The 26,209-nt window shown below is 71.1% G+C and carries 25 protein-coding genes and 1 pseudogene; 9 read left to right on the forward strand and 17 right to left on the reverse strand.

Going from position 1 to position 26,209, the window contains the following annotated elements; genetic code table 11:
* On the reverse strand, positions 1 to 1,131 hold the full coding sequence (locus tag IEY17_RS13240) for an amidohydrolase family protein (RefSeq protein WP_188987665.1): 1,131 nt from the start codon (positions 1,129 to 1,131) through the stop codon (positions 1 to 3).
* 348 nt (positions 1,132 to 1,479) lie between these two features.
* On the opposite strand from IEY17_RS13240, the gene IEY17_RS13245 reads away from it, so the two are divergent.
* Complete coding sequence (locus IEY17_RS13245) at positions 1,480 to 2,499, forward strand: MBL fold metallo-hydrolase (RefSeq protein ID WP_188987666.1); 1,020 nt, start codon at positions 1,480 to 1,482, stop codon at positions 2,497 to 2,499.
* A 255-nt stretch (positions 2,500 to 2,754) separates the two neighbouring features.
* Positions 2,755 to 3,033: a DUF3040 domain-containing protein gene (locus tag IEY17_RS13250; protein ID WP_188987667.1), complete on the forward strand. Its 279-nt coding sequence runs from the start codon at positions 2,755 to 2,757 to the stop codon at positions 3,031 to 3,033.
* Positions 3,034 to 3,051: 18 nt separating this feature from the next.
* Here the strand turns inward: IEY17_RS13250 and IEY17_RS13255 are convergent, their stop codons facing one another.
* The 4 genes from IEY17_RS13255 to IEY17_RS13270 form a co-directional block, all read right to left on the reverse strand.
* Positions 3,052 to 3,249 (reverse strand): DUF2795 domain-containing protein, encoded by a 198-nt coding sequence (locus IEY17_RS13255; protein WP_188987668.1) that lies wholly within the window; start codon positions 3,247 to 3,249, stop codon positions 3,052 to 3,054.
* Between the two features lie 229 nt (positions 3,250 to 3,478).
* Complete coding sequence (locus tag IEY17_RS13260; protein WP_188987669.1) at positions 3,479 to 5,299, reverse strand: transketolase; 1,821 nt, start codon at positions 5,297 to 5,299, stop codon at positions 3,479 to 3,481.
* A 95-nt stretch (positions 5,300 to 5,394) separates the two neighbouring features.
* Positions 5,395 to 5,904, reverse strand: coding sequence for an ATP-binding protein (locus IEY17_RS13265; protein ID WP_188987774.1), 510 nt, complete (start codon positions 5,902 to 5,904; stop codon positions 5,395 to 5,397).
* Between the two features lie 436 nt (positions 5,905 to 6,340).
* On the reverse strand, positions 6,341 to 7,609 hold the full coding sequence (locus IEY17_RS13270; protein WP_188987670.1) for an aminotransferase family protein: 1,269 nt from the start codon (positions 7,607 to 7,609) through the stop codon (positions 6,341 to 6,343).
* A gap of 221 nt (positions 7,610 to 7,830) precedes the next feature.
* On the opposite strand from IEY17_RS13270, the gene IEY17_RS13275 reads away from it, so the two are divergent.
* Together IEY17_RS13275 and ssuE are read left to right on the forward strand one after the other, a co-directional pair.
* Positions 7,831 to 8,829 carry an Acg family FMN-binding oxidoreductase gene (locus IEY17_RS13275; RefSeq protein WP_188987671.1) on the forward strand — a complete coding sequence of 333 codons (999 nt, stop codon included), beginning with the start codon at positions 7,831 to 7,833 and terminating at the stop codon, positions 8,827 to 8,829.
* Positions 8,830 to 9,250: 421 nt separating this feature from the next.
* Positions 9,251 to 9,811, forward strand: coding sequence for an NADPH-dependent FMN reductase (gene ssuE / locus IEY17_RS13280; protein ID WP_188987672.1), 561 nt, complete (start codon positions 9,251 to 9,253; stop codon positions 9,809 to 9,811).
* Positions 9,812 to 9,942: 131 nt separating this feature from the next.
* On the opposite strand, the gene IEY17_RS13285 is transcribed toward ssuE, so the two are convergent.
* Positions 9,943 to 10,842 carry an ABC transporter substrate-binding protein gene (locus IEY17_RS13285; protein WP_229680120.1) on the reverse strand — a complete coding sequence of 300 codons (900 nt, stop codon included), beginning with the start codon at positions 10,840 to 10,842 and terminating at the stop codon, positions 9,943 to 9,945.
* 340 nt (positions 10,843 to 11,182) lie between these two features.
* Between IEY17_RS13285 and IEY17_RS13290 the strand changes: the two genes are divergently transcribed.
* Positions 11,183 to 12,106, forward strand: coding sequence for an amino acid ABC transporter permease (locus IEY17_RS13290; RefSeq protein WP_188987674.1), 924 nt, complete (start codon positions 11,183 to 11,185; stop codon positions 12,104 to 12,106).
* Positions 12,106 to 12,858 carry an amino acid ABC transporter ATP-binding protein gene (locus tag IEY17_RS13295; RefSeq protein ID WP_188987675.1) on the forward strand — a complete coding sequence of 251 codons (753 nt, stop codon included), beginning with the start codon at positions 12,106 to 12,108 and terminating at the stop codon, positions 12,856 to 12,858. The genes IEY17_RS13290 and IEY17_RS13295 overlap by 1 nt, the downstream gene beginning before the upstream one ends.
* Positions 12,859 to 12,944: 86 nt before the next feature.
* Here IEY17_RS13295 and IEY17_RS13300 read toward each other — a convergent pair whose 3' ends face one another.
* From IEY17_RS13300 to IEY17_RS13335, 8 genes and pseudogenes are all read right to left on the reverse strand, one after another.
* A complete protein-coding gene (locus IEY17_RS13300) occupies positions 12,945 to 13,574 on the reverse strand; it encodes a TetR/AcrR family transcriptional regulator (protein WP_188987676.1) in 630 nt (209 codons plus the stop codon).
* 10 nt (positions 13,575 to 13,584) lie between these two features.
* Complete coding sequence (locus IEY17_RS13305) at positions 13,585 to 15,036, reverse strand: MFS transporter (RefSeq protein ID WP_188987677.1); 1,452 nt, start codon at positions 15,034 to 15,036, stop codon at positions 13,585 to 13,587.
* Positions 15,037 to 15,216: 180 nt separating this feature from the next.
* Entirely contained in the window at positions 15,217 to 15,642 is a 426-nt protein-coding gene (locus IEY17_RS13310) for an FHA domain-containing protein (protein WP_188987678.1), read from the reverse strand.
* Between the two features lie 116 nt (positions 15,643 to 15,758).
* Positions 15,759 to 16,508 carry an aspartate/glutamate racemase family protein gene (locus tag IEY17_RS13315; protein ID WP_188987679.1) on the reverse strand — a complete coding sequence of 250 codons (750 nt, stop codon included), beginning with the start codon at positions 16,506 to 16,508 and terminating at the stop codon, positions 15,759 to 15,761.
* A 41-nt stretch (positions 16,509 to 16,549) separates the two neighbouring features.
* A complete protein-coding gene (locus tag IEY17_RS13320; protein ID WP_188987680.1) occupies positions 16,550 to 18,031 on the reverse strand; it encodes an NCS1 family nucleobase:cation symporter-1 in 1,482 nt (493 codons plus the stop codon).
* Positions 18,032 to 18,398: 367 nt separating this feature from the next.
* Positions 18,399 to 19,058, reverse strand: a complete 660-nt coding sequence (locus tag IEY17_RS13325; RefSeq protein ID WP_188987681.1) for a GntR family transcriptional regulator — start codon at positions 19,056 to 19,058, stop codon at positions 18,399 to 18,401.
* A gap of 67 nt (positions 19,059 to 19,125) precedes the next feature.
* Positions 19,126 to 19,866, reverse strand: coding sequence for an ABC transporter permease (locus IEY17_RS13330; RefSeq protein WP_188987682.1), 741 nt, complete (start codon positions 19,864 to 19,866; stop codon positions 19,126 to 19,128).
* 59 nt (positions 19,867 to 19,925) lie between these two features.
* Positions 19,926 to 20,468 (reverse strand): annotated as a pseudogene (locus IEY17_RS13335) (ABC transporter ATP-binding protein); the annotation flags it as partial.
* 284 nt (positions 20,469 to 20,752) lie between these two features.
* Between IEY17_RS13335 and IEY17_RS13340 the strand changes: the two are divergent.
* Positions 20,753 to 21,415, forward strand: a complete 663-nt coding sequence (locus IEY17_RS13340) for a hypothetical protein (protein WP_188987683.1) — start codon at positions 20,753 to 20,755, stop codon at positions 21,413 to 21,415.
* An 80-nt stretch (positions 21,416 to 21,495) separates the two neighbouring features.
* On the opposite strand, the gene IEY17_RS13345 is transcribed toward IEY17_RS13340, so the two are convergent.
* Genes IEY17_RS13345 through pdhA form a run of 3 tightly spaced genes read right to left on the reverse strand, consistent with a single transcriptional unit; the run spans position 21,496 to position 24,829 of the window.
* Entirely contained in the window at positions 21,496 to 22,740 is a 1,245-nt protein-coding gene (locus IEY17_RS13345; protein ID WP_229680137.1) for a dihydrolipoamide acetyltransferase family protein, read from the reverse strand.
* A 5-nt stretch (positions 22,741 to 22,745) separates the two neighbouring features.
* Positions 22,746 to 23,777, reverse strand: a complete 1,032-nt coding sequence (locus tag IEY17_RS13350; protein ID WP_188987685.1) for an alpha-ketoacid dehydrogenase subunit beta — start codon at positions 23,775 to 23,777, stop codon at positions 22,746 to 22,748.
* Positions 23,777 to 24,829 carry a pyruvate dehydrogenase (acetyl-transferring) E1 component subunit alpha gene (gene pdhA / locus IEY17_RS13355; RefSeq protein ID WP_373289876.1) on the reverse strand — a complete coding sequence of 351 codons (1,053 nt, stop codon included), beginning with the start codon at positions 24,827 to 24,829 and terminating at the stop codon, positions 23,777 to 23,779. Before pdhA ends, IEY17_RS13350 begins: the two co-directional genes overlap by 1 nt.
* A gap of 107 nt (positions 24,830 to 24,936) precedes the next feature.
* Between pdhA and IEY17_RS13360 the strand changes: the two genes are divergently transcribed.
* Both IEY17_RS13360 and IEY17_RS13365 read left to right on the forward strand, forming a co-directional pair.
* On the forward strand, positions 24,937 to 25,434 hold the full coding sequence (locus tag IEY17_RS13360; RefSeq protein WP_188987687.1) for an Lrp/AsnC family transcriptional regulator: 498 nt from the start codon (positions 24,937 to 24,939) through the stop codon (positions 25,432 to 25,434).
* A 33-nt stretch (positions 25,435 to 25,467) separates the two neighbouring features.
* Positions 25,468 to 26,103: a class I SAM-dependent methyltransferase gene (locus IEY17_RS13365; RefSeq protein ID WP_188987688.1), complete on the forward strand. Its 636-nt coding sequence runs from the start codon at positions 25,468 to 25,470 to the stop codon at positions 26,101 to 26,103.
* Positions 26,104 to 26,209: the final 106 nt, after the last annotated feature.

The raw sequence follows: 26,209 nt of genomic DNA on the forward strand, positions 1-26,209 counted from the left end.
TCAAGGTGTCAGCCGGTAGACCCGGCGGGCGTTGTCCCGTCCGATCATCCGCGCCACCCGGGCGGCGTCCGATGTGGACCATTCGCCGGCGTCCACCCAGGCCGACAGCGCCCGGCGCATCCCGCGCCGCCACAGCAGCGCGCCCAGGTGGTGCAGTTCCGGCGGGCCGCAGGCGTCGGTGGAGAACAGGATTTTCGAAAACGGCGCGAGTTCCAGCGATTCGGCCACCACAGCCGCCGAGCGCAGCCCGGTGTGGTTGATGCCGAGCCCGACGTCGAAGTGCACGTGCGGGAACACCTGCGCCAGGTACCCGGCGTTGCGGTGGAACGGATAGCAGTGCAGCAGCAGGAGGTCGACCCCGGACGGCTCGACCAGCTTGACGAACCGGGTCAGCAGCAGCGGGTCGCAGCGGTGCAGCTCGACGTCCGGATCGCCGTAGCCGGCGTGCAGCTGCAGCGGCAGGCCGCGGTCGATCCCGCACCAGAGCAGGAACCGCAGCAACACCGGGTCGGCCACCGGACCGCCGGAGCGCAGCCAGCCCCCGGCCGCCGCGACGACTTCCGGGTCGCTCGGCCGCTGCGGGTCGAAGTCGAAGCCGCAGCGGTACGCGACGATGCTCTTGAGGGCGACGGCGTCGGCGGTGCGCTCCGCCAGCACCTCCGGGAACCGCCTCGGCAGTTCCCCGGCGGCCACCCCGTCGCGCGCCAGGTTCTCCAGCACCGCCTCCAGCCGCACCACCTCGTCCGCGCGGGCTCCGGACGCCGCCGCCATCCCGGCGGGCGAGAGCAGGTCGTCGCCGCCCCGGTAGCCGGTTTCCACGAGGTAGTGCTCGATGCCGCTGGCCGCCAGCAGGCGCCGGGTGACCTCGACGGTGCCGAGTTCGGTGCGGCGCGCGAGGTAGTCCTGCGGGCTGGCGTGCGGCGGCAGGTCGAGCACCGGGGCGCACCAACGGCGCACGGCGAAGCCCAGTTGGGAGTCGAACTGGGTCATCCACTCCGGGATCGGCCGGTCGGATTCGGTGAGCATGCCCTCCAACGCCGCGCGGTCGACGTCGGCGCCAAGCGCGCCGTGCACGTGGTGGTCGACCAGCGGTAGGTCGTCGATCACCGCGGTGAGGGCGTCGGTGGGCATCGGTGCCTCCAGGCGTTCCCGGTGCCACCAGGAAACCACGACCGCCCCGGTGTTTCGCGATGCGAAAACCACGCGGGCCCGCGGTGCGTCGTGACGAACGCCACTCGGCGGGCCGCCTCTGTCCATTGAGGACGACGGTGGTGGGGTGTGCGGTCGGTTCGGGGCGCTGGATCTCCCCAGCTTCGCGACGCTTTCTCGATCCAGTTCGGCACTGGACACGGACGGGATCGCGGCGGCGTTGGCACGGTTCGCAGGGCGCGTCCTGCGGCCACGAGCACACTGACCGGTTGGTATGCGTGTGGTAGTCCTGATGGGTGCCCTGGCCGGGCGTGTTCGGGAGGTGGAGTCATGGGCGACTCGCGGCACGAGTGGATGCGACCGGGCGCGTACGAAGTCGCGCCGGGAGTGCACCGGATCCCGTTGCCGCTGCCCAACGACGGGCTACGCGCGGTCAACGTCTACGCGATCGCCGACGGCGACGCGCTGACGCTGGTCGACGGCGGCTGGGCGCTGGCGGAATCCCGCGACCAGCTCACCTCGGCGCTGCGCCAGATCGGCGCCGGGCTCGGCGACATCAGGCGCTTTTTGGTCACCCACGCGCACCGTGACCACTACACGCAGGCCATCGCGCTGCGCCGCGAGCTCGGCGCCAAGGTGCTGCTCGGCGAGGAGGAACGGCACACCATCCGCGCCCTGATGGACCCCGGGCACCGATCTCTGGGCCCGCAGCTGGAGATGCTCGCCGAATGCGGCGCCAAACCCGTCCGCGACGCGGTGCTCGCCGCGCGCGACGACGGCCCGCCGCACTTCTGGGAGGAACCCGACGAGTGGATCGGCCGGACCACCGACGTGGGCCTCGCCGACCGGCCGCTGCGCGCCATGGCCACACCCGGGCACACCCGCGGGCACCTGGTGTTCCTTGACGACGCCCACGGGCTGATGTTCGCCGGGGACCACGTCCTGCCGCACATCACGCCGTCCATCGGGTTCGAGCAGGTCCCCAGTGCAGCCCCGCTGCGCGACTACCTGGAGTCGCTGCGGCTGGTCCGAACCCTGCCGGACATGCGGCTGCTGCCCGCGCACGGGCCGGTCACCGACAGCGTGCACCAACGCGTCGACGAACTCCTGGACCACCACGACACCCGGCTGCACGCGACCGCAGCGGTCATCGCCGCCGGGGCGAGCACGGCCTACGAAGCGGCCCGGGCGCTGACCTGGACCCGCCGCGAACGCACCCTCGACGAGCTCGACCCGTTCAACCAGATGCTGGCCGTGCTGGAAACCGCCGCCCACCTGGACGTGCTGGAACTGCAGGGCCGACTCCGCAAGGAACGAGTCGAGGGCGTGGTGCACTACTCCGCACCCTGAGTCCGGGGTGCCGGTCCCGCGGTTCACGGCCACGTCGTCACCGGCCTGCACGGGTGGAATAGCTCGTCACGCGCACGTGCTGATCTCCCGCCGATGCCGCGCGGCAACACTCGGTAACCGTCTGAAATCACCCGGCTGCCGCGTTCGGAGATCACCCCCGGCATGCGAATCTGGGGAGGTCACACGGGGGCATGGGGTCAGTGGGGTGCGGGTACCTCGATGGTGTCGATGCGGACGTCGCAAGGGGAGCTCGTCATGTTGAGCAGGCACGAGCGGAACAGGCTGGCCGAGATCGAATCCGCCCTGGTCTCCGACGATCCCCGGTTGGCCGAGAAGTTCGACCGGTTCGGCAGCGGTCCGAGCTGGCCCGGGATACGTCGGTTGCTGGTGTTCGCGGTGCTTGTGGTCACCGCGCTGCTGGCGCTGATGTGCCTGGTGAGCGGGCTGGTGGTGAGTTCGGTGGTGCTGGCGGTGCTGACCGCGGGCGGCGCCGTCGCCACCTGGTGGCACGCCCGCCACGAACACCGCACCTGACCGTCCTGCGTGGACTGATCAGCCGGTGAGGCGGGGCAGCGCCTGCAGTACCGTGTCCGCCTCGACGTAGATGCCCTCCGGCAGGGTCCCGATGCGCTCCAGATGCGGGGTCGGGGCGCCCTGCGCGACGCACTGCTCGACGATCTGCTCCTTGGTGGCGGGGTAGCGCACGTGGCAGAGGAACCGCAGCAGTTCCCCGCGGTCTGGTACCGGCATGACTGTCCTCCCGCTACGCTGTGCGGCCGGGCAGTCCTGGTTCTACCTCCGCCCGACACGGCACGCAGCGTGACCGTGGCGGATGGGTCGTCTGGTGGCTGACAGCGCGGCTGGTCGAGGTGGTGCTGGAGAGAAATGCGCACACCGGCAGACCGGCGCCGCGCCCAGCCGGCCCGCGGTGATCGAGGCCGGGGCCGCTGCGTGATCGGTCCTCGGCGGGCGGCGGACGTCAGCCGACGAGTTCGCGGGCCGCGGTGGCGATGGCCGCCGCGTCGATCCCCGCCTGGCTGAGCAGTTCCGCCGGCGTCCCCGACCCCGGCATCAGGTGCGGCGCCAGCAGGCGCACCGGCGTCGGCGAACCCGCGATCGCGCTCAGCACCGCCTCGCCAAGACCGCCTTCCGGCCAGTGGTCCTCCGCGGTGACCAGCCCGCGCGTCTCGCTCGCGGCCCGCCGCAGCGCCACGGCGTCGACCGGCTTGATCGAGTACAGGTCGATCACCCGAGCCCGGATGCCCTCCCGCTCCAGCGTCCCGGCCGCGCGGAGCGCCTCGTGCAGCGTCACCCCCGCACCGACCAGTGTCACGTCGTCGCCGTCGCGGACCACCTTCGACCCGCCGACGGGGAATTCCTCGTCCGGCTGGTAGATCACCGGCGTCGCGCCGCGGGTGGTGCGCAGGTAGCTGATGCCGGGCAGGTCGGCCATGGTCTCCACCAGTCGCGCGGTCTGGTTGGCGTCGCACGGGTACAGCACGGTGCTGCCGTGCACGGCGCGGAACGCCGCGAGGTCCTCCAGCCCCATCTGCGACGGCCCGTCCTCGCCGATCGCCACACCCGCGTGCGAGCCCATCAGCCGCAGGTCCGCCCGGCTCACCGCGGCCATCCGGATGAAGTCGTAGGCGCGGGTGAGGAACGCGGCGAAGGTGGAGGCGAACGGCCGCCAGCCGCGCACCTGCATGCCGATGGCGGCGGCGATCATCTGCTGCTCGGCGATGTACATCTCGAAGTAGCGCTCCGGGTGCGCGTCGCGGAACAGCTCCGAGAACGTCGAGTTCGACACCTCACCGTCCAGCGCCACCACGTCGCCGCGCCGGTCACCGAGCGCACGCAGCGCCTCGCCGTAGGCACGACGGGTGGCGATCGTCTCGCCGAGGTCGAAGGTGGGCAGCTCACCGCCGCGCACCGCGAAGACGTGCGGCGCGGCGGTGGTCTCCGGCCGGGCCGGGGTGACGCGCAGGTCCCGGACCCCGCCGAGCTCGCGGATCGCGTCGTCGGGGTGTTTGAGAGCCTTGCCGTGGAAGCCGGGTTTGTCCTCGACCTCCGCCACGCCCTTACCCTTCCTGGTCGCGGCCAGCACGGCGACGGGGCGGCCGTCGCCGGCCTCGGCGTCCTTCAGCGCGGTCTCGATCTGCTCCGGGTCGTGTCCGTCGATCTCCAGGGTGCGCCACCCGGCCGCCCGCGCGCGGGCGGCGTAGGAGCCGAGGTCCCAGCCGTGCATGGTTTCGCCGGTCTGGCCGAGCCGGTTGACGTCGACCAGCGCGATGAGGTTGTCCAGACTCTCGTGCCCGGCGTGTTCCAGCGCCTCCCAGACCGAGCCCTCAGCCATCTCGCTGTCACCGCAGAGCACCCACACCCGGTAGGGCAACCGGTCCAGCCGGCGGGCCGCCAGCGCCAGGCCGACGCCGATGGGCAGGCCCTGGCCGAGGGAGCCGGTGGCCACGTCGACCCACGGCAGCATCGGGGTGGGATGGCCCTCCAGGCGGCTGCCGAACGCGCGAAAGGTCAGCAGTTCGGCGTCGTCGATCGCGCCGACCGCCTTCAACGCCGAGTACAGCAGCGGCGAGGCGTGGCCCTTGGAGAAGATCAGGTGGTCGTTGCGGGGGTCTTCGGGATGGGCGAAGTCCAACCGCAGGTGGCCGTCGAGCAGCGCGGCCACCAGGTCGGCCGCGGACATCGACGAGGTGGGGTGGCCGGACCCGGCGGCGCTGCTGGCGCGCACCGAGTCGACCCGCAACTGTTGGGCCAGTTCGAGGCGGAAGCTCTCACGATCCATGCCCCCGGGTGTTGCCCACGACCCCCGGGCTCGAAACCTGACCGAAGTGGACGCCCCCGAGGCCGACCAGCAGCGTGATTCCGGTGTGCGGAAAGTCAGCCGAGGTCGGTGTTGCTGAGGCCGGAGAGCAGTCGCTTGATCACCTCGGGATCGATCTCGGCGGTCTCCTCCGCGGCGCGCTCCGCCGGGGCCGTGCGCTTGCGCGACCGGCGGGGGAGCGGGACCGCGGTGGCCGAGACACCGCCCGGCAGCGGCACCTCGCACCACACGAGGGTGCCGCCGCCGCGCAGCGCGGTCGCTCCGCAGCGACCGTTGGCGAAGCCCGGGGCCAGGGCGGGCGGGATGGTGGCCTGCTCGTCCTCGACCTCGATGATCAGGCTCTCCCCACTGAGCCGCAGGCGAATGGTGAGGAAGCCGGGCGTGTCCGGATCGGCACTGTCCACGGCCGCGGTCACCAGGTCCGAGGCCAGCTGCGTGGTCTCGTCGGTGAGCTCGCGCAGCGACCACTCGGCGAGCGCGAACCGCACGAACATCTCGGCGCAGTTCACCGCGCTGGGCAGGGCGATGAGTCGCAGGTCGTCGACTTGTGCGGTCTGGGTGTTCACCTGGTCGTCGTCCTCCATCCGCGTCGTCACCCGGAAGCCGTATTTTGCCAACTCGTACGGGTGGCTTGTCCACAGGGGCGGCGACTTTCCGAAGCGTCCCGGTCCGAGGCACGCCACTCCGGCCCGCGTCCGCGCAGCCGGGTGCCGGCCACCCCGGTTTGCTCGCTGCGCATCGCCGTCCCCCGACTGTCTGCTGTGGACGTGCAAGGCTGGAAACCGTTGCCCGACAGCATGTTCCGCACTAGAAGCATCCCGGCAGCCGGGCGGGCCGACGCGGCGGCGCGCACCCGGTGCCGAGTTGGTCTGGCCAGAAAGTTACGTGACGAACTCCGCCTGGTACAGACCGGTACGTATCGGTTCCGCAACGGCGCTGTTCCGACCAGGTGATGCGGGGGTCGACGGCGGGGTGCCACCGCCCCCGCGCCAGGTGAACGGGTCAGCCGGCGGCCACGGCGTCGAGCCCCGCCCGCATGGCCTCGCCGATCATCCCGATCTCGGACTCGGTGATGATCAGCGGTGGCGACACGGCCAGTGCCTTGGCCAGCGGCCGGACGATGACGCCGTGCTTGCGGATCGCGCGCTGCGCACGCCCGACCGCGCCGGGGTCGGCGTCCAGCACCTCGGGCGCCAGCTCCACCGCGCCGAGCAGGCCGGTGCCGCCCCGCACCTCGCCGACGGCGGGGTGGTCAGCGAACTGCACCAGCGTCTCGTGCAGCGGGCGCTCCAGCTCGTCGGCGCGCTGCAACAGCTTCTCGCGCTCGAGGATGTCGAGGTTGGCCAGCGCCGCGGCGGCCACCGTCGGGTGCCCGGAATAGGTGGCGCCGTGCCGGAAGACCCGGCCGGGGTGCTCCCAGAACGGCTCGGCGACCCGGGCGGACGTGACGACCCCGCCCAGCGGCAGGTAACCGCTGGTCACCCCCTTGGCGAAGGTGATCATGTCCGGCTGCAGGCCCCAGCGCTCGACACCGAACCAGGTGCCCACCCGGCCGAACCCGCAGATCACCGAGTCGGCGACGAACAGCACGTCGTGCTCGGCGCAGATCTTGGCCACCGCCTCCAGGTAGCCCGGCCGTGGCGGGTGCAGGCCGCCCGCGCCCATCACCGGCTCGGCGAAGAACGCCGCGACCCGGTCGGCGCCGAGGCGCTCGATCGCCTCCCGCAGGCTGTCGGCGTCGTCAAAGGCGACGCGACTGGTGTCCGGCACCAGCTGCCCGAACCCGGCCTGGTTGACCTCGATGCCGCCGATGCTGGTGCCCATGCCGTTGGTGCCGTGGTAGGCGTTGCCGCGGCTGAGAATGTGGGTGCGCTGCGGCTGCCCGCGCTGTGCCCAGTACTGCCGGGCGAGCTTGGCGGCGGTGTCGATCGCCTCGCCGCCGCCGGTGGTGAGGAAGATCTTCGCGTCCGGCATCGGCGCGAGCTGGGCGAGCCGGTCGGCCAGCGCCTCGGCGGCCGGGTTGGTGAAGTCGTTGAACACGAAGTAGGCGTCCAACGTGCGCATCTGCGCCGCGGCGGCCTCCACGATCTCGGTGCGGCCGTGTCCGACGTTGGCGTACCACAGGCCCGCGGTGCCGTCGAGGTAGCGGCGGCCCTCCTGGTCATGGACCCAGACGCCGTCGGCGCGGGTGACGCAGAACTGCGACTGCCGGACTTCGAACATGTCCGCGAACGGGTGCCACAACGCGGTGTTGCGCGGTGCTGTCGACATGCGCTCCTCCTTCGATCTCCTCGCCAGCTTCGCCGCCGCACCAGCAGGTACGCCAGTGCCAGAACGCCGAAATCCACGGCCCGGATTCGCCAATGCCGACACCCCGGCCCGCCTCCCGTGGTGTTGAGCCTGGTCACAGCGGGGACTTTGGCCTCTGCTGGCGGCGGACCCGTCGCGGCACTGTCGAAGTGTTTGCCCGTGGTCGTGGAGGTGGTCAGCTGATGAACTGGTTCCCGATGCTCCACCGGCCCGCGGTCGAGCCCGCCGACGAGCGACCGTGGACGCCGGACGAGGTGGCGGCCCTGGCCGAGGCCATCCGCCACGCCCCGTCGGTACACAACACGCAGCCCTGGGCGCTGCGCGTGCAGGGGCGCACGGCGACCCTGCGGGTGCGGTCCACGCCGGAGCTGGTCCAGCACGACCCGGAAGGGCGCGACCGGCGGATGTCGTGCGGGGCCGCGGTGGCGAACCTGGTCATCGCGCTGCGCGGGCTCGGGTGGGTGCCCGAGGTCCGCTGGCCGGTCGACGAGGCGGGCGCGGACGGCGAGGCGGCGGTCATCGGCACGCGCCGGCAACCGCCGTGCGCGATCGAGCGGGACCGCTGGAACGCGATCAGCCGCCGGGTCAGCTACCGGCGGTCCTTCGCCGACCGGCCGATCCCACACCTGGTGCGCACCACCATGGTGGCCGCGGCGACCACGCAGGCCATGTGGCTGGAAGGGGTGGAGGAGCAGCGCGCCGTCGCACGGCTGCTGTCCTACGCCGCGCGCGTCACCCACGACGATGTCCGCTACCAGCACGAGCTGGGCATCTGGACGGCGGCGGTGGCCGACGAGGGCTTGTTCACCGGCGCGTTCGCCGACAGCGGGGTGGGCGCGGTCGGGCTGGTGAGCTCGCGGACCCGCCTGCCGGACGAGGAGCGCCTGGCGGCCTGGCTGGCGCGGGAGTCGGTGCTGGTGTTCAGCACGCTCAGCGACAGCCCCCGCGACCAGATGCAGGCGGGGGAGGCGGCGGAGCGGTCGTGGCTGGAGGCCACACGGTTGGGGCTGGCCGCGTCGGTGATGACGCAGCCGCTGCGGCTGCCGGAGGTGCGCGCGGGACTGCGGGAGGCGCTCGACCTGGCCGGGGTGCCGCAGTTGCTGATGCGGGTCGGGTACCCGGCGGCGATCCCGGTGCCGCACACCACGCGCCGCCCGCTGCCCGAGGTGTTCGGGGACTGACGCGGGCGCCAGGCGCGGACGGTCGGGCGCCACGCCCCGGGCAGCAGGTCGCGGGCGGGGTCCGGACATCGTTTCGCAGCAACGGTTCTCGGATGGGTCCTGCCGGACGGGCACTTTGTCCGCCCCGGCGCGGACCGCACCGTCGACATCGGCGGCCATCCCGCCGGAAGTCCCGCGCCGGTACGGAATCCACGCGGTCGTGCTCGCCGAGTCCGGGTGGTGGAACGCGGACCGCCTTGATTGACACACCTCCCGATGCTCTGTTGCGATGGGTTCGTGATGTTGTCGGTGTTCACGCGCCGCCGCCACGTGGACTTCCGCCGCGTGGCCGCCCAGGCGTGTCGTCCCTAGCGCATTCCCGCGCCGCCGCCGGGAGAAAACCCGCCGCGGAACCGACCCACCTCGCATCCAGGGAGCCCCTGTGTCCAGCGTCCTTGTCATTTCCGGAAGTCCGTCCCGCACGTCCAGGACCGAGCGGGTCGCCGACCACGTGGCGCAGCGCCTCGCCACCGACGGCCACCTCACCGACCACCTGCGCGTCCGCACCCTGCCGGCCGAATCGCTGCTCGGCGCCGACACCCGCGCCCCGGCGATCGCCGAGGCCGTCGAGCGTGTCGCCGCGGCCGACGGCGTGGTGCTGGCCACCCCCACCTACAAGGCCAGCTTTTCCGGTCTGCTGAAGACGTTTTTGGATCTGCTGCCGCAGTTCGGGTTCGCGGGCAAGGCGGTGCTGCCGCTGGCGACCGGAGGGACGATCGCGCACGTCCTCGCGCTGGACTACGCCCTGCGCCCGGTGGTGCACTCCCTCGGCGCGCGCCACGTGGTGCAGAGCTTCTTCCTGTTGGACAAGCACCTGACGGTGGTGGAGGACCAGTTGAGCATCCACCCGGACAGCGCCGAGCCGCTGGGCGATGTGATCGAGCAGTTCACCAAAGCCCTGGACGGCATCCCGCACGCCACCGTCCTCGGCCGCCCCGCCTGACCCCGATCCTCCCCACCTACCCCCAATCCGGTGACGCCCGAAGGGCGCGCCGCCCAACAATCCCCAGAGGCAGATTCGGGAATCCAGCCAGGCCCGGGGCTTCCGGGTTTCGGCGAACCTGGGAGGGGGTGTCAGGAGTGTTCTGGGGGGTTGATCTGGGAGGAGGGGATGGCCGAGGGTTCCGTGCCCCACTTGCGGAGGATGCGTTGGTAGGTGCCGTCGGCGATCAGTTTGTTCACCGCCGCCTGCAGCGCCGGGCACAACGGTGAGCCCTTCGGCAGCGCGAAACCAACGTCCAGACGGCGGAACTCGTTGAGGAACCGCAGGTTCGGCTGGAGCCTCGTCGCATGGCGAAGTCCGTTGATGGTGCTCATCAGCACGTCGATCCGCCCCTGGTGCAGAGCCGAGTACAGCGCGCTCTGCTCGGAGTACACCTGGATCTGGTACGGCGGCCGACCGGTTTCGGCGCAGCGGTGCACGTTGGCGTTCAGCGTCGCCTCGAACGTGGTGCCCGAGCCGGTGCCGATGATGCGCCCGCACAGTTGCACGAGGTCGGTGACCGGCGCCAGATCGCTGTCCTGACGCACCGCGAAACCCTGGCCGTCGTCGATGTAGGTGACGAAGTCGATGGTCTGCTTGCGTTCCTCGGTGACACCGAAGTTGCCGGTGCCAACCTGGAACTTGCCGCTGCGCAGTGCGGGCAGGATGGTCTCGAACGCCGCCTCCTGGCGGTCGATGCGCACCCCGAGCACGCGGCCCACGGCGTCGGCGATGTCGATGTCCAGGCCGACGATGGTCCGGTTGTCCGGCAGGTAGAACGCGTTCGGCGGAGTGCCGCCGACGGAACTGCCGAAGGTCAGCACGCCGGACTGGCGCACCTCCGGCGGCAGCAGTGCCGCGACCGACTCGTCCTTGCTCACGGTGGACACCACGTCGGCGGTGGCATCCAGGCCAGGTGCGGCATCGGGCGCGCTGGCCGCGCACCCGGCGAGCAACCCGGTGGCCAGCAGCAGCGCAGCAGTCGTCCTCACGCGCGAAAACATTCGGTGCACACCCTTCACAGGCAAACGGGTACGGCAGGTGGTGGTGGCGGACCCGTGCGGGGAGATGCCGGCAGGAGCGGCCGGCGGCGCGAAGCGGGAAACGGGTCAGCCGCGACAAGCGGCCGACCACACCAGGGCGAGGTCGATGTGGTTGCGCTTCACCAAACGCAGCTGCCTGGTCACGGGTCGAGAATCGCCGGGCGCGTCAGTGGTGTCAACGCCGATCAACCTGTGGGACGCGGTTGACGCGGGAACCGCTCCGGCTACCGTGATCGCCAGGTGGTGGCGGGACCGGGCGTCCATCCCTTCTCCCGCACAGGAAAATCCGATGACCCGATCTTCGCATCTGCAGGCGGTGCCGGACGTCGAACCGGCCGCCGTCGCCACATCGCCGCCGGTGGTCCCGGCGCGGCACCCGGGCCGGTGGATCGCGGCGGTGGCCGCGCTGCTGGTGTTCGCCCTGGTGGTGTGGTCCATGGCCGCCAACCCGAACTTCCAGTGGTCGGTGGTTGCCGCGTACTTCTCGGTTCCGGCCGTGCTGCAAGGGCTCTGGCTCACGCTGTGGCTCACGGCGGTCACCATGGTGCTCGGTTTCGCCCTGGGCACGGTGCTGGCGGTCATGCGCCTGTCCGGTAACCCGGTGCTCAGCGGGCTGAGCTGGCTCTACACCTGGTTGTTCCGCTCCATCCCGCTGCTGGTGCAACTGCTGTTCTGGTTCAACATCGGGGCGCTGTACCCGACGCTGGGCTTCGGTCCGTTCACAGTGGACACCGTGAACCTGATCGGTGGCACCGCGACGGCGGTGATCGGCCTGGTGCTGCACGAGGCCGCCTACGCCGGGGAGGTGGTCCGCGCCGGAATCCTCTCGGTGGACGCCGGCCAGGCGGAGGCGGCGCAGTCACTGGGCATGACGAAGTCGCGGGTGCTGCGCCGGATCGTGCTGCCGCAGGCGATGCGCGCCATCATCCCGCCGGCCGGCAACATGCTCATCGGCACCCTGAAGGGCACGTCGATCGTCAGCGTGATCGCGGTGCACGACCTGCTGCACTCGGTGCAGCTGATCTACAACCGCACCTACCAGGTGATCCCGCTGCTGCTGGTGGCGACCATCTGGTACCTGGTGATCACCTCGCTTTTGACGACGGCCCAGTACTACGTGGAGCGGCACTACGCCCGCGGCAGCCAGCGGGAACTGCCGCCGACACCGCTGCAGCGGCTTCGGCGCGCGCTGCGATCGAGGGGAGTGCGGTGATGCTGAAGATCTCGGGACTGCACAAGAGCTTCGGCGCGACACCGGTGTTGCGCGGCGTGGACCTGACCGTGGCGCGCGGCCAGGTCACGTGCGTGATCGGTCCCTCGGGATCGGGCAAGAGCACGCTGCTGCGCTGCATCAACCACCTGGAGAAGGTCGATGCCGGGCGCGTCGAGGTGGACGGCGCACTGGTCGGCTACCGCGAGGTCGGCGGGCGGCTGCGGGAACTGCCGGACCGCGTGGTGGCCCGCCAGCGGGCCGGCATCGGCATGGTGTTCCAGAACTTCAACCTCTTCGGCCACCTGACGGTGCTGGAGAACCTGATCGAAGCGCCGATCGGCGTGCTGGGGGTACCCCGCGCGCAGGCCCGCGAGCGTGCGCGGGAGCAGCTGCGCCGGGTCGGCCTAAAAGGGCGCGAGGACGCCTATCCCCGCCAGCTGTCGGGCGGCCAGCAACAACGCATCGCGATCGCCCGCGCGCTCACGATGGAGCCGAAGCTGCTGCTGTTCGACGAGCCGACCAGCGCCCTGGATCCGGAACTGGTGGGCGAGGTCCTGGCGGTGATGCGGGACCTGGCGCAAGCGGGCCAGACGATGGTGGTGGTCACCCACGAGATCGGCTTCGCCCGCGAGGTGGCCGACGAGGTGGTGTTCCTCGACGGCGGCGAAGCACTGGAATCCGGCCCACCCGAGGAACTCCTGGACAACCCCCGCCACCCCAGAACCCGCGAGTTCCTCCACCGGGTCCTCTGACGCGGCAGCCGCGGGCGCCGTGTTGGGAGATCTCACCGGCGGAAGTGCCGCTGCCTGCGGCAAGCAGGAGCGTGACCCGATTTGGGTCAGTCCGCGCTGGGAAGGCGGGGCGGTTCGACCGCTGACGCGCGGAGGGGGCCGTCGATCCAGTTCTGGATCAACGGGGCCGTGATCGCGATCAGGTTCTCCTTGGGCTCCCCGCTGATCGCTTGCGTGCGCAGCACCAGGCGGGCCGCGCCCAGGCCCATCAGGACGCTGCAGACCAGTTCCGCGCGCAGGCGTGCGTCCGGGCCGGTGAGGCGCTCGGCGAGGCGGGTGACCAGTTGGTGTTCGAAGTTCGCGCGGAACTGGGCACCCGCCGACCGCGACGAGGTGAACACCGCGCGGACCAGCGGGTCGCCCTGGGTTCGCTCGTGGTGGTCCAGCAGCGTGCGGACCATGTGCTCGCCGAGCCGCGGCAGTTCGCAGTCCAGCAGGCGTTCCGCGTCCTGCTCGAAACCCGACGCCTCGGCGAACAGGTTCTCCTTGCTGCCGAAGTACTTCACCACCAGTGCCGCGCTGACCTCCGCCTCCGCGGCGATGTCACGCAGCGTCACGTCGGCGTAGCCGCAGGAGGAGAAGCGGCGGCGCGCGACCTTCAGGATGGCCTCGCGGGTGGCGCACGCGTCCCGTCGCTGGTCCTCGCCGACCGTGGTGGCCGCACCCGTGCTGGACATGCCGTTCAGGCTAGCGTGAGCTCCCGGCCGCGGTCGCCACCTGTGCGGTAACAGGCGCGAACCGATGCGCCGGCGGGGTGACCACCGCGATCAGCGCGGCCACCAGCGCCGCGCCGCCCGCCACCGCGAATACCCACGAGTAGGCCAGCAGCGACGGGTGGTTCACGCCGCCCACCCGCACCACCGACCCCGTCGTCAACGCCACCACGATCGCGCTGCAGATGGACGTGCCGATCGAGCGAGCCAGGCTGTTGAGGCTGTTGGCGGCGGCCGTCTCGGTCGGCGGCACCGCCTGCATGATCAGCGTCGGCAGCGCGCCGTAGGCCAGCGCGCCGCCGATCGCGCCGACGGTCAGGATGGCCACCACCAACGGCAGCGGGTCGTGCAGCAGCGCCCCGGCGAGGTTGCCGATGGTCAGCACGACGCCGCCGATGATCAGCGTGGTGCGCGGTCCGCGACGCCGGGAGATCCGCGCCGACACCGGGGAGAACACGCCCATCGCGCCGCCGATGGGCAGCAGCACCAGGCCGCTGACCACCAGCGACATGCCGAACCCGTACCCGGTGCCCACCGGGGCCTGCAGGATCTGCGCGCCCACCAGGAACCCGGCGAACATCGCCATCCCGATCAGCACCGACGCGATGTTGGTCAGCAGCACGGTCGGGTGCGCGGACACCCGCAGGTCCACCAGCGGCGTGCTCGTGCGCAGCTCGAAGGTGCCCCACACGGCGAACAGCACCGCCGCCGCAGCCAGCAGCCCAAGGATGGTCCCGCTCATCCAGCCCCACTCGTTGCCCTTGGACACCGCCAGCAGCAGGCAGGTCAGCGCGCCGGACAGCAGCACCGCGCCGACGAGGTCGAACCTGCCGCCGCTGCGCAGCGACGACTCCGGCACCACCAGCCGGACCAGCACGAACTCGGCGACGGCGAACAGCGCGGCGCCCGCGAACAGCCAGTGCCAGTTCAGCTCCTCGGCCACCAGGCCGGTCACCGGAAGCCCCACCGCGCCGCCGATGCCCAGCGTCGCGCTCATCAGCGCCACCCCGGACCCGACCCGGTCCTCCGGCAGCTCGTCGCGCATGATGCTGATGCCCAGCGGGACCACACCGATCGCCGCCCCCTGCAGCACCCGGCCCACCAGCACCGCCGCGAAGTCGTCGCTGACCGCGCCGATCGCGCTGCCGGCAGCCATGGTGGCCAGCGAGATCAGCAGCATCCGGCGCTTGCCGTACATGTCGCCGAGCCTCCCGAGCACCGGCGCGCACACCGCGCCGGCCACCAGCGTGGCGGTGACCAGCCAGCCCGCGTTGGAGCGGGAGGTACCCAGCAGCCGGGGGAACTCGGGTAACAGGGGGACGACGAGGGTCTGCATCAACGACACCGCGATCCCGCACGAGGCGAGCACCCCGATGACGAGCTTGGAGCGTCGCGATGCGGGGGAAGCGGGTGTGGCGCTGCTCATTCGGCTCCTCGCGATCGACTGTGAACCGGTGTTCACCGCAGGAGTAAACCTGTGTTCACCCTGTCCCGCAAGATCCGTCTGAGTCGATCCAGTCCTTCGTCCGACCGCGTTCCACCATGTGGATGTCCACAGTGGTCACAGCGCCGCTGGCGCCTCGTGCTCGGGCCGGGTGAACGGCTGCTACCGGGCCGCGTGGAATCGGAGGTGGAATCTTCCGATCCACAGCTCGTCGCCGTCGGACATCCTGGCGTAGTCGATGGGGTGCCGATTGAGGTAGGTGCCGTTGAGCGACTCGGCGTCGGTGACGACGTAGTGGTCCCCGTCGTGCTGGATCGCGGCGTGGCGCCGGGAGACGGTGGGGTCGTCGAGCACGATGTCGCACTCGCGGCCGCGGCCGATCGTGGCGGGGGCGGTCACGGGGAACCGGCGGCCGGTGCCCGGGCCCTGGGTGATCACCAGTTCCGGCTGCCGCGCGGGACCGGGGGCGGCCGGGGCCCCGGGCTGGTCCGCCTCGGCGGCGGGCGGTTCGATCCACGGCCGCGTGTGGTCCGCGCGGGCGGGCGTGTACTGGCCAGATCTCGGTGGACCGGTGTGGTTCTGCTGCATGAGCCCCGCCTCCCTCGTCGCCGTCGGCGCTGGACTCCACGGTAGCCGCCGGGCTTCCCGAGCCGTCCAGAGTACCCGCGCCCCGCGAGCGAGCTCGCGGGGCGCGGGTACACCGCTCACGCCGGTACGCGTTGTCCCGTTCGAACGCCCGCGGGCGGCCAGTTGGTCATCACCTTGGGGCGCGGGGGCGCGTAGGTGCGGACCTTCGAGGTGGTCAGGCCGAGCCGGACCAGGGATTCGGCGATCGTCACCGCAGCGGTCACGCCGTCGACGACCGGGACGCCGGTGCGGTGGACCACGCGTTCGGCGAGCCCCGACATGCCACCGCAGCCGAGGCAGATGACCTCGGCCCGGTCGTCCCGCACCGCGCGGGCCGCCTGTTCGGCGATGGCGTCGACGGCGGCCGCGGGGTCCCGCTCGAGGTCCAGCACCGCCAGGCCGCTGGCGCGCACGGATGCGCAGCGGGCGCTGAGACCGGCGAGGCGCAGGCGGTCCTCGATCAGCGGGACCGTGCGGTCCAGGCTGGTGACCACCGAGTAGGTCCGGCCCAGGAACTGGGCGGTGCTCGCGGCTGCCTCGGTGATGTCGACGACCGGGACGTCGAACAGCTCCTGCAGCCCCTCCCGGCCGTGCTCGCCGTAGCCGGCCTGGATGATCGCGTCGAAGGGCTCCGGGTAGCCGCGGACGGCCTCCATCACGGCGATCGCGGCAAGGTAGCTCTCGTAGTTGCCCTCGACGGACGCCGCGCCGAACGACGGTGTCAGCGGCACGATCTCGGTGCCCGGGGAGGCGACGGTCGCCGCCTGCTCGCCGATGGACCGGGTGATCGACTCGGTGGTGTTGACGTTGACGACGAGGATGCGCATCGTTGGACTTTCTTGAGATGGGCCGGGATTCGGCAAGGATTTCACTCGGCGGGGACGGCGATGGATTCGCCGTCGACGTCCCGGAACTGGGGCCTGCGGTCGCCGATCGCGGAGTAGATGGCCGCGGCGAGGATCGCCCCGATGAACCAGGAGAAGCCGGCGACCACGCTGAAGGCGGGCAGCAGCGCCACGACGACGGCGATGGCGGCGGCCGGGACCAACGCCCAGACGGCCCTGGGGTTGTAGCCGCCGCGGTAGTGGAAGTCGCCGCCCGGGTCCTCGCGGTAGAGGTCCGGGACGTTGACGCGGGTTTTCCGCAGCAGCCAGTAGTCCGCCATGATCACGCCGAAGACGGGGCCGAGCAGCGCGCCGAGACCGCCGAGGAAGTAGTTCACCACGACCGGGCTGTTGTAGAGGTTCCAGGGCAGGATGGCCAGGCCGATGAGGGCGCTGACCAGGCCCGCCCGGCGGAAGTTCAGCCGCCGCGGGAAGAGGTTCACCAGCACGTAGATCGGGGCCACGAAGTTGGCCATCAGGTTCACCGCGATCGTCAGCACGACCAGGGCGATCGAGGCGCACGCCAGCATGAGAAGGTTCGGGACGTTCTGCACGATGTCGGTCGGGCTGGTGATTACGCGTCCGTCCAACGTGAACTGGGCCCCGCTGAGCACGACGACGATGGTGGCGAAGAACAGCATGTTCACCGGAATCCCGATGAGGTTGCCCACAACGATCGACCGGCGGCTCCTGGCCGAGCGGGTGAAGTCGCAGAAGTTCAGCACGAAGGTCCCGTAGATCACCACCCACAGCGCGGCGCCCTGCAGGATCTGCAGCCACATCGCGGCGCCGGTGAGCGGCTGCGCGGTGGACAGGGAGATCGAACCGCCGGCCCGGACGAACATCCAGATCGCCAGGGCGCACATGGTGATCAGGGTGATCGGCGCGGCGACCGCCATGTACCTGCGGATCACGTGCATGCCGTAGCTGACGATGAGGACCTGTACCGCCCAGAGCGCGAGGAACGTGACCCAGCCCAGCGCCGACAACCCCAGCGCGGTGTGCTCCTGCCACGAGGCCAACCCGGGGAACAGGGCGACGAGCAGCGCGTTCAGCACCGAGGACGCGAGGTAGGTCTGGATGCCGAACCAGGCAATGGCGACCGCGCCGCGGACGGCTGCGGGAATCTGGGCACCCTTGACGCCGAAGGCGATGCGGCTCATGACGGGGAACGGCACGCCGGTCTTGTGCCCCATGTAGCCCGAGAGCGTCAGCAGCAAAAACAACAGTGCGGAGGCCAGCAGGAAGGCCAGCAGGATGCCCCACACGCTGAGGCCGAGTGCGAACAGGCCGATCGCGAAGGCGTAGTTGCCGAGGCTGTGCACGTCGTTGGCCCAGAGGGTGAAGACGTTGTAGGCGCCCCAGCGTCGCCCTTCCTTCTTCGTCGGCGCGAGGTCATGGCTGTACAGAGCGGTGCTCGTGGTGCCGGTTGTGCCCCCGGCCACTCTGTTGTCCGTGGCGGTCATGCGGCTGCTCCCGGGTTTCGGCGTTGAAACGATCGGTGCCCTGGTTCCGGAGGGATGCGGGGTGGCCCGCTGCCGCGGGCGGTGTGGCGGGGAAGTCCCCAGGGTGCCACATGCCCGTCGTCATCCCAGCTCAGCGTGCTGGAGCGCGGAGGTGCCGGGGTGCGCGCCAGATGCTGCCGGTCGTCCGGCGCCGCTGCCGGGTGCGGTGCCGGAGTTCGTGGAGTTATGGAATCTAAGTTTCGTTATGTGGAAGTATAGGATTGTGTATACGTAAGGTAGATCCGCGCGAACCGCTGGTCAAGAGTTCCGCGGAAACGGTCCGATGCCGTTCGCGTAGCCAAATGTCGCGCCTGCGACGGCGCGGCAGCTAGAACAGCATGCGTTCCAGAACCATGCGGCGGCTGGACAGCACGTGCCGCTGGGCGACCTCGGCGGCCAGGTCGGCGTCGCCCGCGGCGATGGCCTCCTGCAACTCCTCGTGCTCCGCGCAGACCCGCTCGGGCTCGAGGTTCATCCGGAACAGCCAGGCCAACCGCCCGTGCAGTGGCTCCAGCATCGAGGCCAGCAGCTCGTTGCCCGCCACCGCGACCAGCTGGTCGTGGAACGCCGCGTTGGCGTTGGACATCGCCTCGACGTCACCGGCCTCGTACGCGGCGCGCGCCTGCCGAGCCAGCTCGGCCATCCGTGCCACGTCCGCACTCTGCCCGCGCTCGGCGGCCAGCCGCGCCGCGTAGACCTCCAGCGCCTCGCGGACCTCGAAGAGCTCCTTGGCCTGCTGGCGATCCAGGCCGCGCACGAACACCCCGCGGCGGCGCGGCAGCACCTCGACGAATCCCTCGCTCTGCAGCATCCGGATCGCCTCGCGCACCGGGACCCGGGACATCCCGAGCTCGGCGGCTAGGTCCTGTTCGAAGATCCGGTCCCCGGGGCGCAGCCGCCCGTCCGCGATGCGGGCCTGCAACTCCTGGCGCACCTGGTCGCGCAGGGGGATGCGGGTATCCGCGGCGTGCTCTCCGGTGACCGACACGGCTCCTCCTCGGGGTCGCTGCCCACAGCCTAGGTGAGCGGCCCCGAGGAAGAAGCCGGTGATCGGGTCAGACTCCGCGCTTCATCGCGCGGGTGCCCCACGCCAGGCCCAGCGCGGCCAGCGCGACGGCCACGGCGGTTCCGGTGAACACCGACGGATCGGTGAGGTTTCCGCCGAACAGGGCGCGTTCGGCGTCGGCGAGGTGCGAGACCGGGTTGACCGCGGCGATCGCCCGCAACCAGCCGGGCCCGAAGTCCATCGGCAGCAGCACACCGGACAGCAGCAGCAACGGGAACAACACCAGCTGCGTGACCATGTAGAACAGCTCACCGCCCGGGGCCGAGGCGATGGCCAGCACGAACGACAGCGCGCCGAGGCCGATACCGAAGACCAGCAGCAGCGCCAGTCCGGCGAGCACGCCGACCGGGTGCGGCCGGAAACCCAGCGGTACGGCCAGGGCGACGAGCAGCACGGCCTGCACTAGGAGCATTGCGAACTCCTTGAGCGTGCGGCCGACCAACATCGCCGACCGGTTGATCGGTGTGACCAGCATCCGCTCCATCGAGCCGCCGATCAGCTCGACCAGCAGGGTGTATCCGGCCATCATCGGGCCGAACAGGCACATCATCACCAGGACGCCGGGCACGAACCACTGCCACGGCGAGGTCGGGAACCCCGTGCCCGCCAGCAGCGGTCCGAACAGGAACAGCAGCGGCTGGGTCATGGTGAACGCGATGCCGGCCGGGGCGCGCAGCGTCGGGGTGATCTCGCGGACGAAAACCGTTGCGGTGTCGCGCAAGAAGTGCATCGGGTTCCTTTCAGCGTGGGTCGCTCTCGCGCAGGCTGCGGCCGGTGAGCGCGAGGAACACTGCGCAGGCGCAGGATGTGCTGCCAGATGTCGGCCCGGCTCTGCGGGTCCAGCCCGGTGGAGGGCTCGTCAAGGAACAACAGCGCCGGTCGGTTGACCAGGCCGATCGCGATGTCGACCCGGCGGCGCTGGCCACCGGAGAGGGTGCCCGGCTTGCGGTCGGCCAGCGGGGTCAGGTCGAGCAGTTCCTCGGCGCGGTGGCGGGCCTGCCACCGGGGCAGCCCGTGGCAGCGGCCCTGGTTGACCAGCTCGTCCCGGACCCGGTGGTTCTCGCCGGCACTGGCGCGCTGGCCGACGTAGCCGATCCGGGCGCGCACCCCGGCCGGGTCGGTGGTGATGTCGCGCCCGGCGACGGTGGCGGTGCCGGAGGTGGGCGGCAGCAGCGTGGTCAGCATCCGCAGGATGGTGGACTTCCCGGCCCCATTGGGGCCGAGGAACGCGACCAGTTGACCGGGCTCGACGTCCAGGTCCAGGCCGCGCACGGCCTCCACCTGGTGGCGTCGCGCGGTGAACCGGCGGGTCAGGCCGCGGGCGTGGATCATGTGTTGCTCCTTTTTCCGGGCACGACGAAGAAACCCCTGGTTGGGGGCGTGCTTGGGGAGAGCTGGATTCTGGCGCCGCCGCGGATCGCGAGTCAAATGTGAACAGCACGTTCATGTTCGCCCTGACCTGCGGAAACGCCGTGCCGTGCCAGGGTTGGCGACTGCGGTTCGCGCAGCGGTCGCGCAGTTCGCCGGGCCAGTTGCGGATGTCCCGGAGAAATCCGGATGTGAACCCGTGGTTGACAACCTGTACGCTGTGAACCACAGGTTTACAGGAGGTGGTCATGGGGGTCGACGAGGCCCGACGTGCGGTCCGGCGGCTGGCGGACGCGGTCGAGGTGGAGGTGCTCGACCCGGGACCCAAAAGCAGCGACGTCGGTGACGAGCAGCAGCGCCGCCTGGTGGCGCTGGGCAGGTTCCGTGCCGCGCTGGAAGCGGAGAAACTCGTCGTCGCGGCGGCGGGAGCGCAGACCGCCGAAGCGGCGGCGGAGGCGGTGTGGCTCGGCGCGAGCCTCGCGGACCTCAGCGCGATCACCGGGCGGTCCCGGCAGGCGGCGCGCAAGCGCTGGCCGGAACTCGGCGCCATCCACCGCCGGCGCAGGTGGCTCGGCAACCACGTCGACGACATCATCCACATGGCCGGTCGGCTCGCCCAGCGCGCGGACGACCTGGCGCCGACGTGGGCCGAGGGCACCTACCGGAAGCTGGTGCGCCACCTGCGGGAAGGTCTGCGGCGCTGCGAAACCGACTTCGCCCCGGACGCCTACGACGCGGACCGTCCGGCGCAGCGCTGGCGGGACCTGGACGACCTGGTCAACGTGACGCTGCGCGAACTCATCGAGCTCTCCGGCGAACCGGCGAGCCCGGAAGCGGCGTTCGCCCTCCACGGTGCCACCGGCGTCCTCGTCTACTACGACCACGCCACCGCCGAAACCCCGGACGAGTGACGGCCACGAAAGGCGCCCATCGCTCATCCGGCCACCTGCAGCGGTGCAGGCGGGGCACCCGAGTGCTGCCCGGTTCTCGCTCAGAGGTCGGCCAGGGCCGTGATCGGGTTCTCGACGCAGTCCGCCACGTAGCGGAGGAACCCTCCCGCTGTTGCTCCGTCGCAGACCCGGTGGTCGAACGTCAGGGACAGCTGGGTCACCTTGCGCAGCACCAGTTGGCCCTCGTGCGCCCACGGCCGGTCGATGATGCGGCCGACGCCCAGGATCGCAGCCTCCGGATGGTTGATGATCGGGGTGGAGCCGTCCACCCCGAAAACGCCGTAGTTGTTCAGCGTGAACGTGCCCCCGGTGAGTTGCCTGGGTTCCAGCTCGTCCGCGCGCGCCTGCTCGGTGGTGGCCGCGATCGCCTCGGACAGCTCGGCGGTGCTCATCCGGTGCGCGTCGCGGACCACCGGAACCAGCAGGCCGCGCGGTGTCTGCGCCGCGAAACCCAGATTGATGTGTCCGAACTGGACGATCTCGCCGCGTTCGCTATCCACTGTGGAGTTCAGCTCGGGGAAGCGGCGCAGGCCCGCCACGCAGAACCGGGCGATCAGCGACAGCAGGCTGACGTCGTTGCGCTGCTTGAGCAGCGCCCGCGCCTCCAGCAGCCCCGTGGCGTCCACATCCACCCACGTGCTGGCGTCCGGGATCTCGCGCCGGCTGCGGGTGAGCTTGTCCGCCACGGCGCCCCGCAGCCCCCGCAGCGGAATCCTGACCTCACCGTCCGCGGCAGCACCGCCGCCGGTATCCGCCGCGCCCAGGGGGGACGACGACCCGGCCGCAGCAGCGCGCAACGCGTCCACATCGCGGCGCAGGATGACCCCGCCGGGGCCACTTCCATCCACATGAGACAAATCGATTCCGTGCTGCCGAGCCAGGCGGCGCACGATCGGCGAGATCACGCGCGGCGCAGTAGATCCGTTCGTGCGGGTCGTGGTGTGCACCGGGCGGGCGCGACGGCGACGGCGGCTCGTCGCGGCACCCGTGCCGTAGCCGACCAGCACGTGCCCCGACCCTGCGCGTTCCTCGCTTCGGTACTGCTCGTGAGCATCCGTGGCGATCGTCGTCAGCGGCGCGCCCACCGCCACCACGTCGCCGGGCTCGCCGTGCAGCTGCTGGACCACTCCCGCGTGCGGGCAGGGCACGTCCACCACCGCCTTGGCCGTCTCCACCTCCACGACGACCTGGTCGGCCTCGACGCGGTCGCCGACCGCCACGTGCCACCGCACGATCTCCGCCTCGGTCAGCCCCTCGCCGAGATCGGGCAACGTGAACTGCGCCAAGCCGGTCATGCCGCACCCTCCATGTCGTTCCCGCGCCCGGGCAGCCACGTCGCGTCCGGCTCGTCGTCCCACTGGAGCCGGGCGATCGCGTCGAGCACCCGGTCCACGCTCGGCAGGTGCACGTGCTCCAGCTTCGGTGGAGGGTACGGGATGTCGAACCCGGACACCCGCAGTACCGGCGCGGCCAGCGAGTGAAAACAGCGTTCCTGCACGCGCGCCGCGATCTCCGCGCCCACACCGGCGAAGCCAGGCGCCTCCTGGAGCACCACGCACCGCCCGGTGCGGCGCACGGCCTCGGTCACCGTGGCATCGTCGAAGGGCACCAGGCTGCGCAGGTCCACGACCTGGACGTCCCACCCCTCGGCCGTGGCGGCCTCGGCGGTTTCCAACGCCAGCGGCACACCAGGACCGAAGGCGAGCAGCGTCGCGTCGCTGCCCTCGCGGCGAACCACCGCGCGGCCGATCGGTTCGGCGGTCACCGGCAGTTTAATGTCCTCTTTGGACCAGTACAGCTTCTTGGTCTCCAGGAACACCACCGGGTCGGGATCGCCGATGGCCTCGCGCAGCATGGCGTAGGCGTCCGTCGGGGTGGCCGGGGCGACGACCTTGAGGCCCGGGGTGTGCGCGTAGTACGCCTCGCTGGAGTCGCAGTGGTGCTCGACGCCGCCGATGCCGCCCGCGAACGGCACCCGGATGACCATCGGCAGCTCCACCGCGCCGCGGGTGCGGTTGCGCATCTTCGCCACGTGCGAGACGACCTGCTCGAAGGCGGGGAACGCGAAGGCGTCGAACTGCATCTCCACCACCGGGCGGAACCCGGCCATCGCCATGCCGATCGCGAACCCCACGATGCCGGACTCGGCCAGCGGGGTGTCGAAACACCGTTGTTCGCCGAAGGCGTCCTGCAGTCCGTCGGTGATCCGGAAGACGCCGCCCAGGCGCCCCACGTCCTCGCCGAACACCACCACGCGCTCGTCCTCGGCGACGGCGTCCCGCAGCGCCGCGTTGAGCGCCTGCGCCATGCTCGTCGGTGCCATCACAACGCCTCCCGTTCGGCTCGGAGCTGGGCGAGCTGCTCGACCAGCTGCGGGGTCGGTTCGGCGTAGACGTGGCGGAAGAGGTCCGCGGGCTCGACGACGGGTTCTTCCTGCATGCGGGTCCGCACCTCGGCGGCGAACTCCTCGGCTGCCGCGCTGATCCGCTCGGCCTCGGCGTCGTCAAGGTGACCCGCCTGCCGCAGGTGGCGGCCCAGCCGGTCGATCGGGTCCCGCTGCTTCCAGCGCTCCACCTCATCAGGCGAGCGGTAGCGCCCGGCGTCGTCGGCGTTGGTGTGCGGTTCCATCCGGTAGGTGTGCGCCTCGACCAGGAACGGCCCGCCGCCACCGCGGGCGTGCGCCACCGCGGTCTCCAGCACCGACAGCACCGCGGCCGCGTCGTTGCCATCCACCTGCTCGCTGTGCACCCCGTAGCCGATTCCCTTGTGCGCCAAGGACGGCGCGACCGACTGTTTGGCCAGCGGGACGCTGATCGCGTAACCGTTGTTCTGCACCAGGAACACCACCGGGGCGCGGAAGACGGCCGCGAAGTTCAACGCCTCGTGGAAGTCGCCCTCGCTGGTGGCGCCGTCACCGATCAGCGCGAGCGCGACCGTGTCGCGGCCCTTGCGCGCCTCGCCATGGGCCAACCCGACGGCGTGCAGCGTCTGCGTCGCCAGCGGGGTGCACTGCGGTGCGGTGCGCGTGCTGGGCACGTCGTAGCCGCAGTGCCAGTCGCCGCGCAGCAGCGTCAGCACCTGCACCGGGTCGATGCCGCGGGTGACCAGCGCGACCGAGTCCCGGTAGGTCGGGAACAGCCAGTCGTCGGCGCCGATGCTCAGCGCCGCGCCCACCTGGCACGCCTCCTGGCCGCGCGAGGACGGGTACACCGCGAGACGCCCCTGCTTGGTGAGCGTGGTGGCCTGCGCGTCGAACCGGCGGCCCACCACCATCGCCCGGTACGCGGCCAGCAACCGTTCCGGGGCAGGCATCGGGTAGCTCGGGTCGGGCTGCTCCAGCAGCCGAACCGGGGTGGGCGACGGAAGCCATTCCACGGCGGGCACCTCCCATGCTGGACGACTGGCATTGGATGGTGGGTGAGCGCCAAACGTGATACAAGTCATGGCTGGAGAATCGGCACGAACGGCTCCAGAGGTGCGTGATGGCAGACCGAACGTCCAGCGCGGAGGTGTCCCGGCGCGGGCGGGCCGGACGTTTGGCCCCCGCCCTCGACGACGTGGACGCCCGCATCGTCGACGAGCTGCGGCGGGACGGGCGGATGTCCGTCCGCACCCTGGCGGAGCGGGTGAACATCTCCCGGACCAACGCGCACAGCCGGATGGAGCGGCTGGTGAGCAGCGGTGTGATCACCGGATTCCACGCGCGCGTCGATCCGGTGAAGGCGGGGTTGGGCACCGCGGCGTTCATCGGCCTGCGCATCGAGCAGGACACCTGGCGGGAGGTGTCGCGGCGGCTGGCCACCGTCGAAGGGGTTGAGCGCGTGGCGCTCGTGGCGGGCGACTTCGACATGGTCGTGCTGGTGCGTACCGAGGACAACCTGTCCCTGCGCAGCCTCGTGTTCGACCACATCCAGTCGCTGCCGGGCGTCCGCAGCTGCCACAGCTGGCTGATCTTCGACGAGCTCGAACCCGCACCGTAGGGACTGAGGGAGGAGATTCTAGAGTCCGCGCACGTGACTGGAACTTCCTCCCATCTCCGCGCGACAGCGGAGGCATACGATGCCGTCGCGGTCCGCTACGCCGATATGGCCCGCGACGCGCTCGACGGCTTTCCGCTGGATCGTGCGGTGCTCGCCGCGTTCGCCGAGCTCACGCGAACCACCGGGCGCGTCGCCGAGCTGGGCTGCGGCCCCGGCTGCGTGACCGCGCACCTGCGGGATATGGGGCTGGACGTCTTCGGCATCGACCTGTCGCCGGTGATGATCGACCTTGCCCGCGAGGCACACCCGGACCTGCGCTTCGAGGTCGGTTCGATGGACGCCCTGGACCTGGCCGACGGCGAGCTGACCGGCATCGTGTCCTGGTACTCGATCATCCACACCCCACCGCAGGACGTGCCCCCGTACTTCGCCGAGTTCCGGCGGGTGCTCGCGCCCGGCGGCCACCTCCTGCTCGCCTTCTTCGAGTCGGAGGGCGAGCCGGTGGTGCCGTTCGACCACAAGGTGGTGACGGCCTACCGGTGGCCGATCGACGACCTCGCGGAACTGGCCGCCGAGGCCGGGTTCGTCGAGGTCGGCCGGATGCTGCGGGAGCCGCACGAGGGGGAACGACACCGCCGCGGGCATCTGCTGATGCGCCTGGGCGAGTGATCCGCAACAGCTCGCTGGGCAGCCGTTCCGCCCGCGCCACCCTGGCGGCGGCCCGCGTCGATGCTGGCCACCAGGCTCGGTTCGAGCCGGTCGGGGATGCCGGTCG

This window comes from Saccharopolyspora thermophila, from assembly GCF_014646075.1.
Taxonomy (GTDB): Bacteria; Actinomycetota; Actinomycetes; order Mycobacteriales; family Pseudonocardiaceae; genus Saccharopolyspora; species Saccharopolyspora thermophila.

What these genes read in the sequence shown, in the direction of transcription:
- IEY17_RS13240 (WP_188987665.1), bottom strand. Translation starts at nt 1,131, where the DNA reads ATGCCCACCGACGCCCTCACCGCGGTGATCGACGACCTACCGCTGGTC.
- IEY17_RS13245 (WP_188987666.1), top strand. Translation starts at nt 1,480, where the DNA reads ATGGGCGACTCGCGGCACGAGTGGATGCGACCGGGCGCGTACGAAGTC.
- IEY17_RS13250 (WP_188987667.1), top strand. Translation starts at nt 2,755, where the DNA reads ATGTTGAGCAGGCACGAGCGGAACAGGCTGGCCGAGATCGAATCCGCC.
- IEY17_RS13255 (WP_188987668.1), bottom strand. Translation starts at nt 3,249, where the DNA reads ATGCCGGTACCAGACCGCGGGGAACTGCTGCGGTTCCTCTGCCACGTG.
- IEY17_RS13260 (WP_188987669.1), bottom strand. Translation starts at nt 5,299, where the DNA reads ATGGATCGTGAGAGCTTCCGCCTCGAACTGGCCCAACAGTTGCGGGTC.
- IEY17_RS13270 (WP_188987670.1), bottom strand. Translation starts at nt 7,609, where the DNA reads ATGTCGACAGCACCGCGCAACACCGCGTTGTGGCACCCGTTCGCGGAC.
- IEY17_RS13275 (WP_188987671.1), top strand. Translation starts at nt 7,831, where the DNA reads ATGAACTGGTTCCCGATGCTCCACCGGCCCGCGGTCGAGCCCGCCGAC.
- IEY17_RS13290 (WP_188987674.1), top strand. Translation starts at nt 11,183, where the DNA reads ATGACCCGATCTTCGCATCTGCAGGCGGTGCCGGACGTCGAACCGGCC.
- IEY17_RS13295 (WP_188987675.1), top strand. Translation starts at nt 12,106, where the DNA reads ATGCTGAAGATCTCGGGACTGCACAAGAGCTTCGGCGCGACACCGGTG.
- IEY17_RS13300 (WP_188987676.1), bottom strand. Translation starts at nt 13,574, where the DNA reads ATGTCCAGCACGGGTGCGGCCACCACGGTCGGCGAGGACCAGCGACGG.
- IEY17_RS13305 (WP_188987677.1), bottom strand. Translation starts at nt 15,036, where the DNA reads ATGAGCAGCGCCACACCCGCTTCCCCCGCATCGCGACGCTCCAAGCTC.
- IEY17_RS13310 (WP_188987678.1), bottom strand. Translation starts at nt 15,642, where the DNA reads ATGCAGCAGAACCACACCGGTCCACCGAGATCTGGCCAGTACACGCCC.
- IEY17_RS13315 (WP_188987679.1), bottom strand. Translation starts at nt 16,508, where the DNA reads ATGCGCATCCTCGTCGTCAACGTCAACACCACCGAGTCGATCACCCGG.
- IEY17_RS13320 (WP_188987680.1), bottom strand. Translation starts at nt 18,031, where the DNA reads ATGACCGCCACGGACAACAGAGTGGCCGGGGGCACAACCGGCACCACG.
- IEY17_RS13330 (WP_188987682.1), bottom strand. Translation starts at nt 19,866, where the DNA reads ATGCACTTCTTGCGCGACACCGCAACGGTTTTCGTCCGCGAGATCACC.
- IEY17_RS13340 (WP_188987683.1), top strand. Translation starts at nt 20,753, where the DNA reads ATGGGGGTCGACGAGGCCCGACGTGCGGTCCGGCGGCTGGCGGACGCG.
- IEY17_RS13350 (WP_188987685.1), bottom strand. Translation starts at nt 23,777, where the DNA reads ATGGCACCGACGAGCATGGCGCAGGCGCTCAACGCGGCGCTGCGGGAC.
- IEY17_RS13360 (WP_188987687.1), top strand. Translation starts at nt 24,937, where the DNA reads ATGGCAGACCGAACGTCCAGCGCGGAGGTGTCCCGGCGCGGGCGGGCC.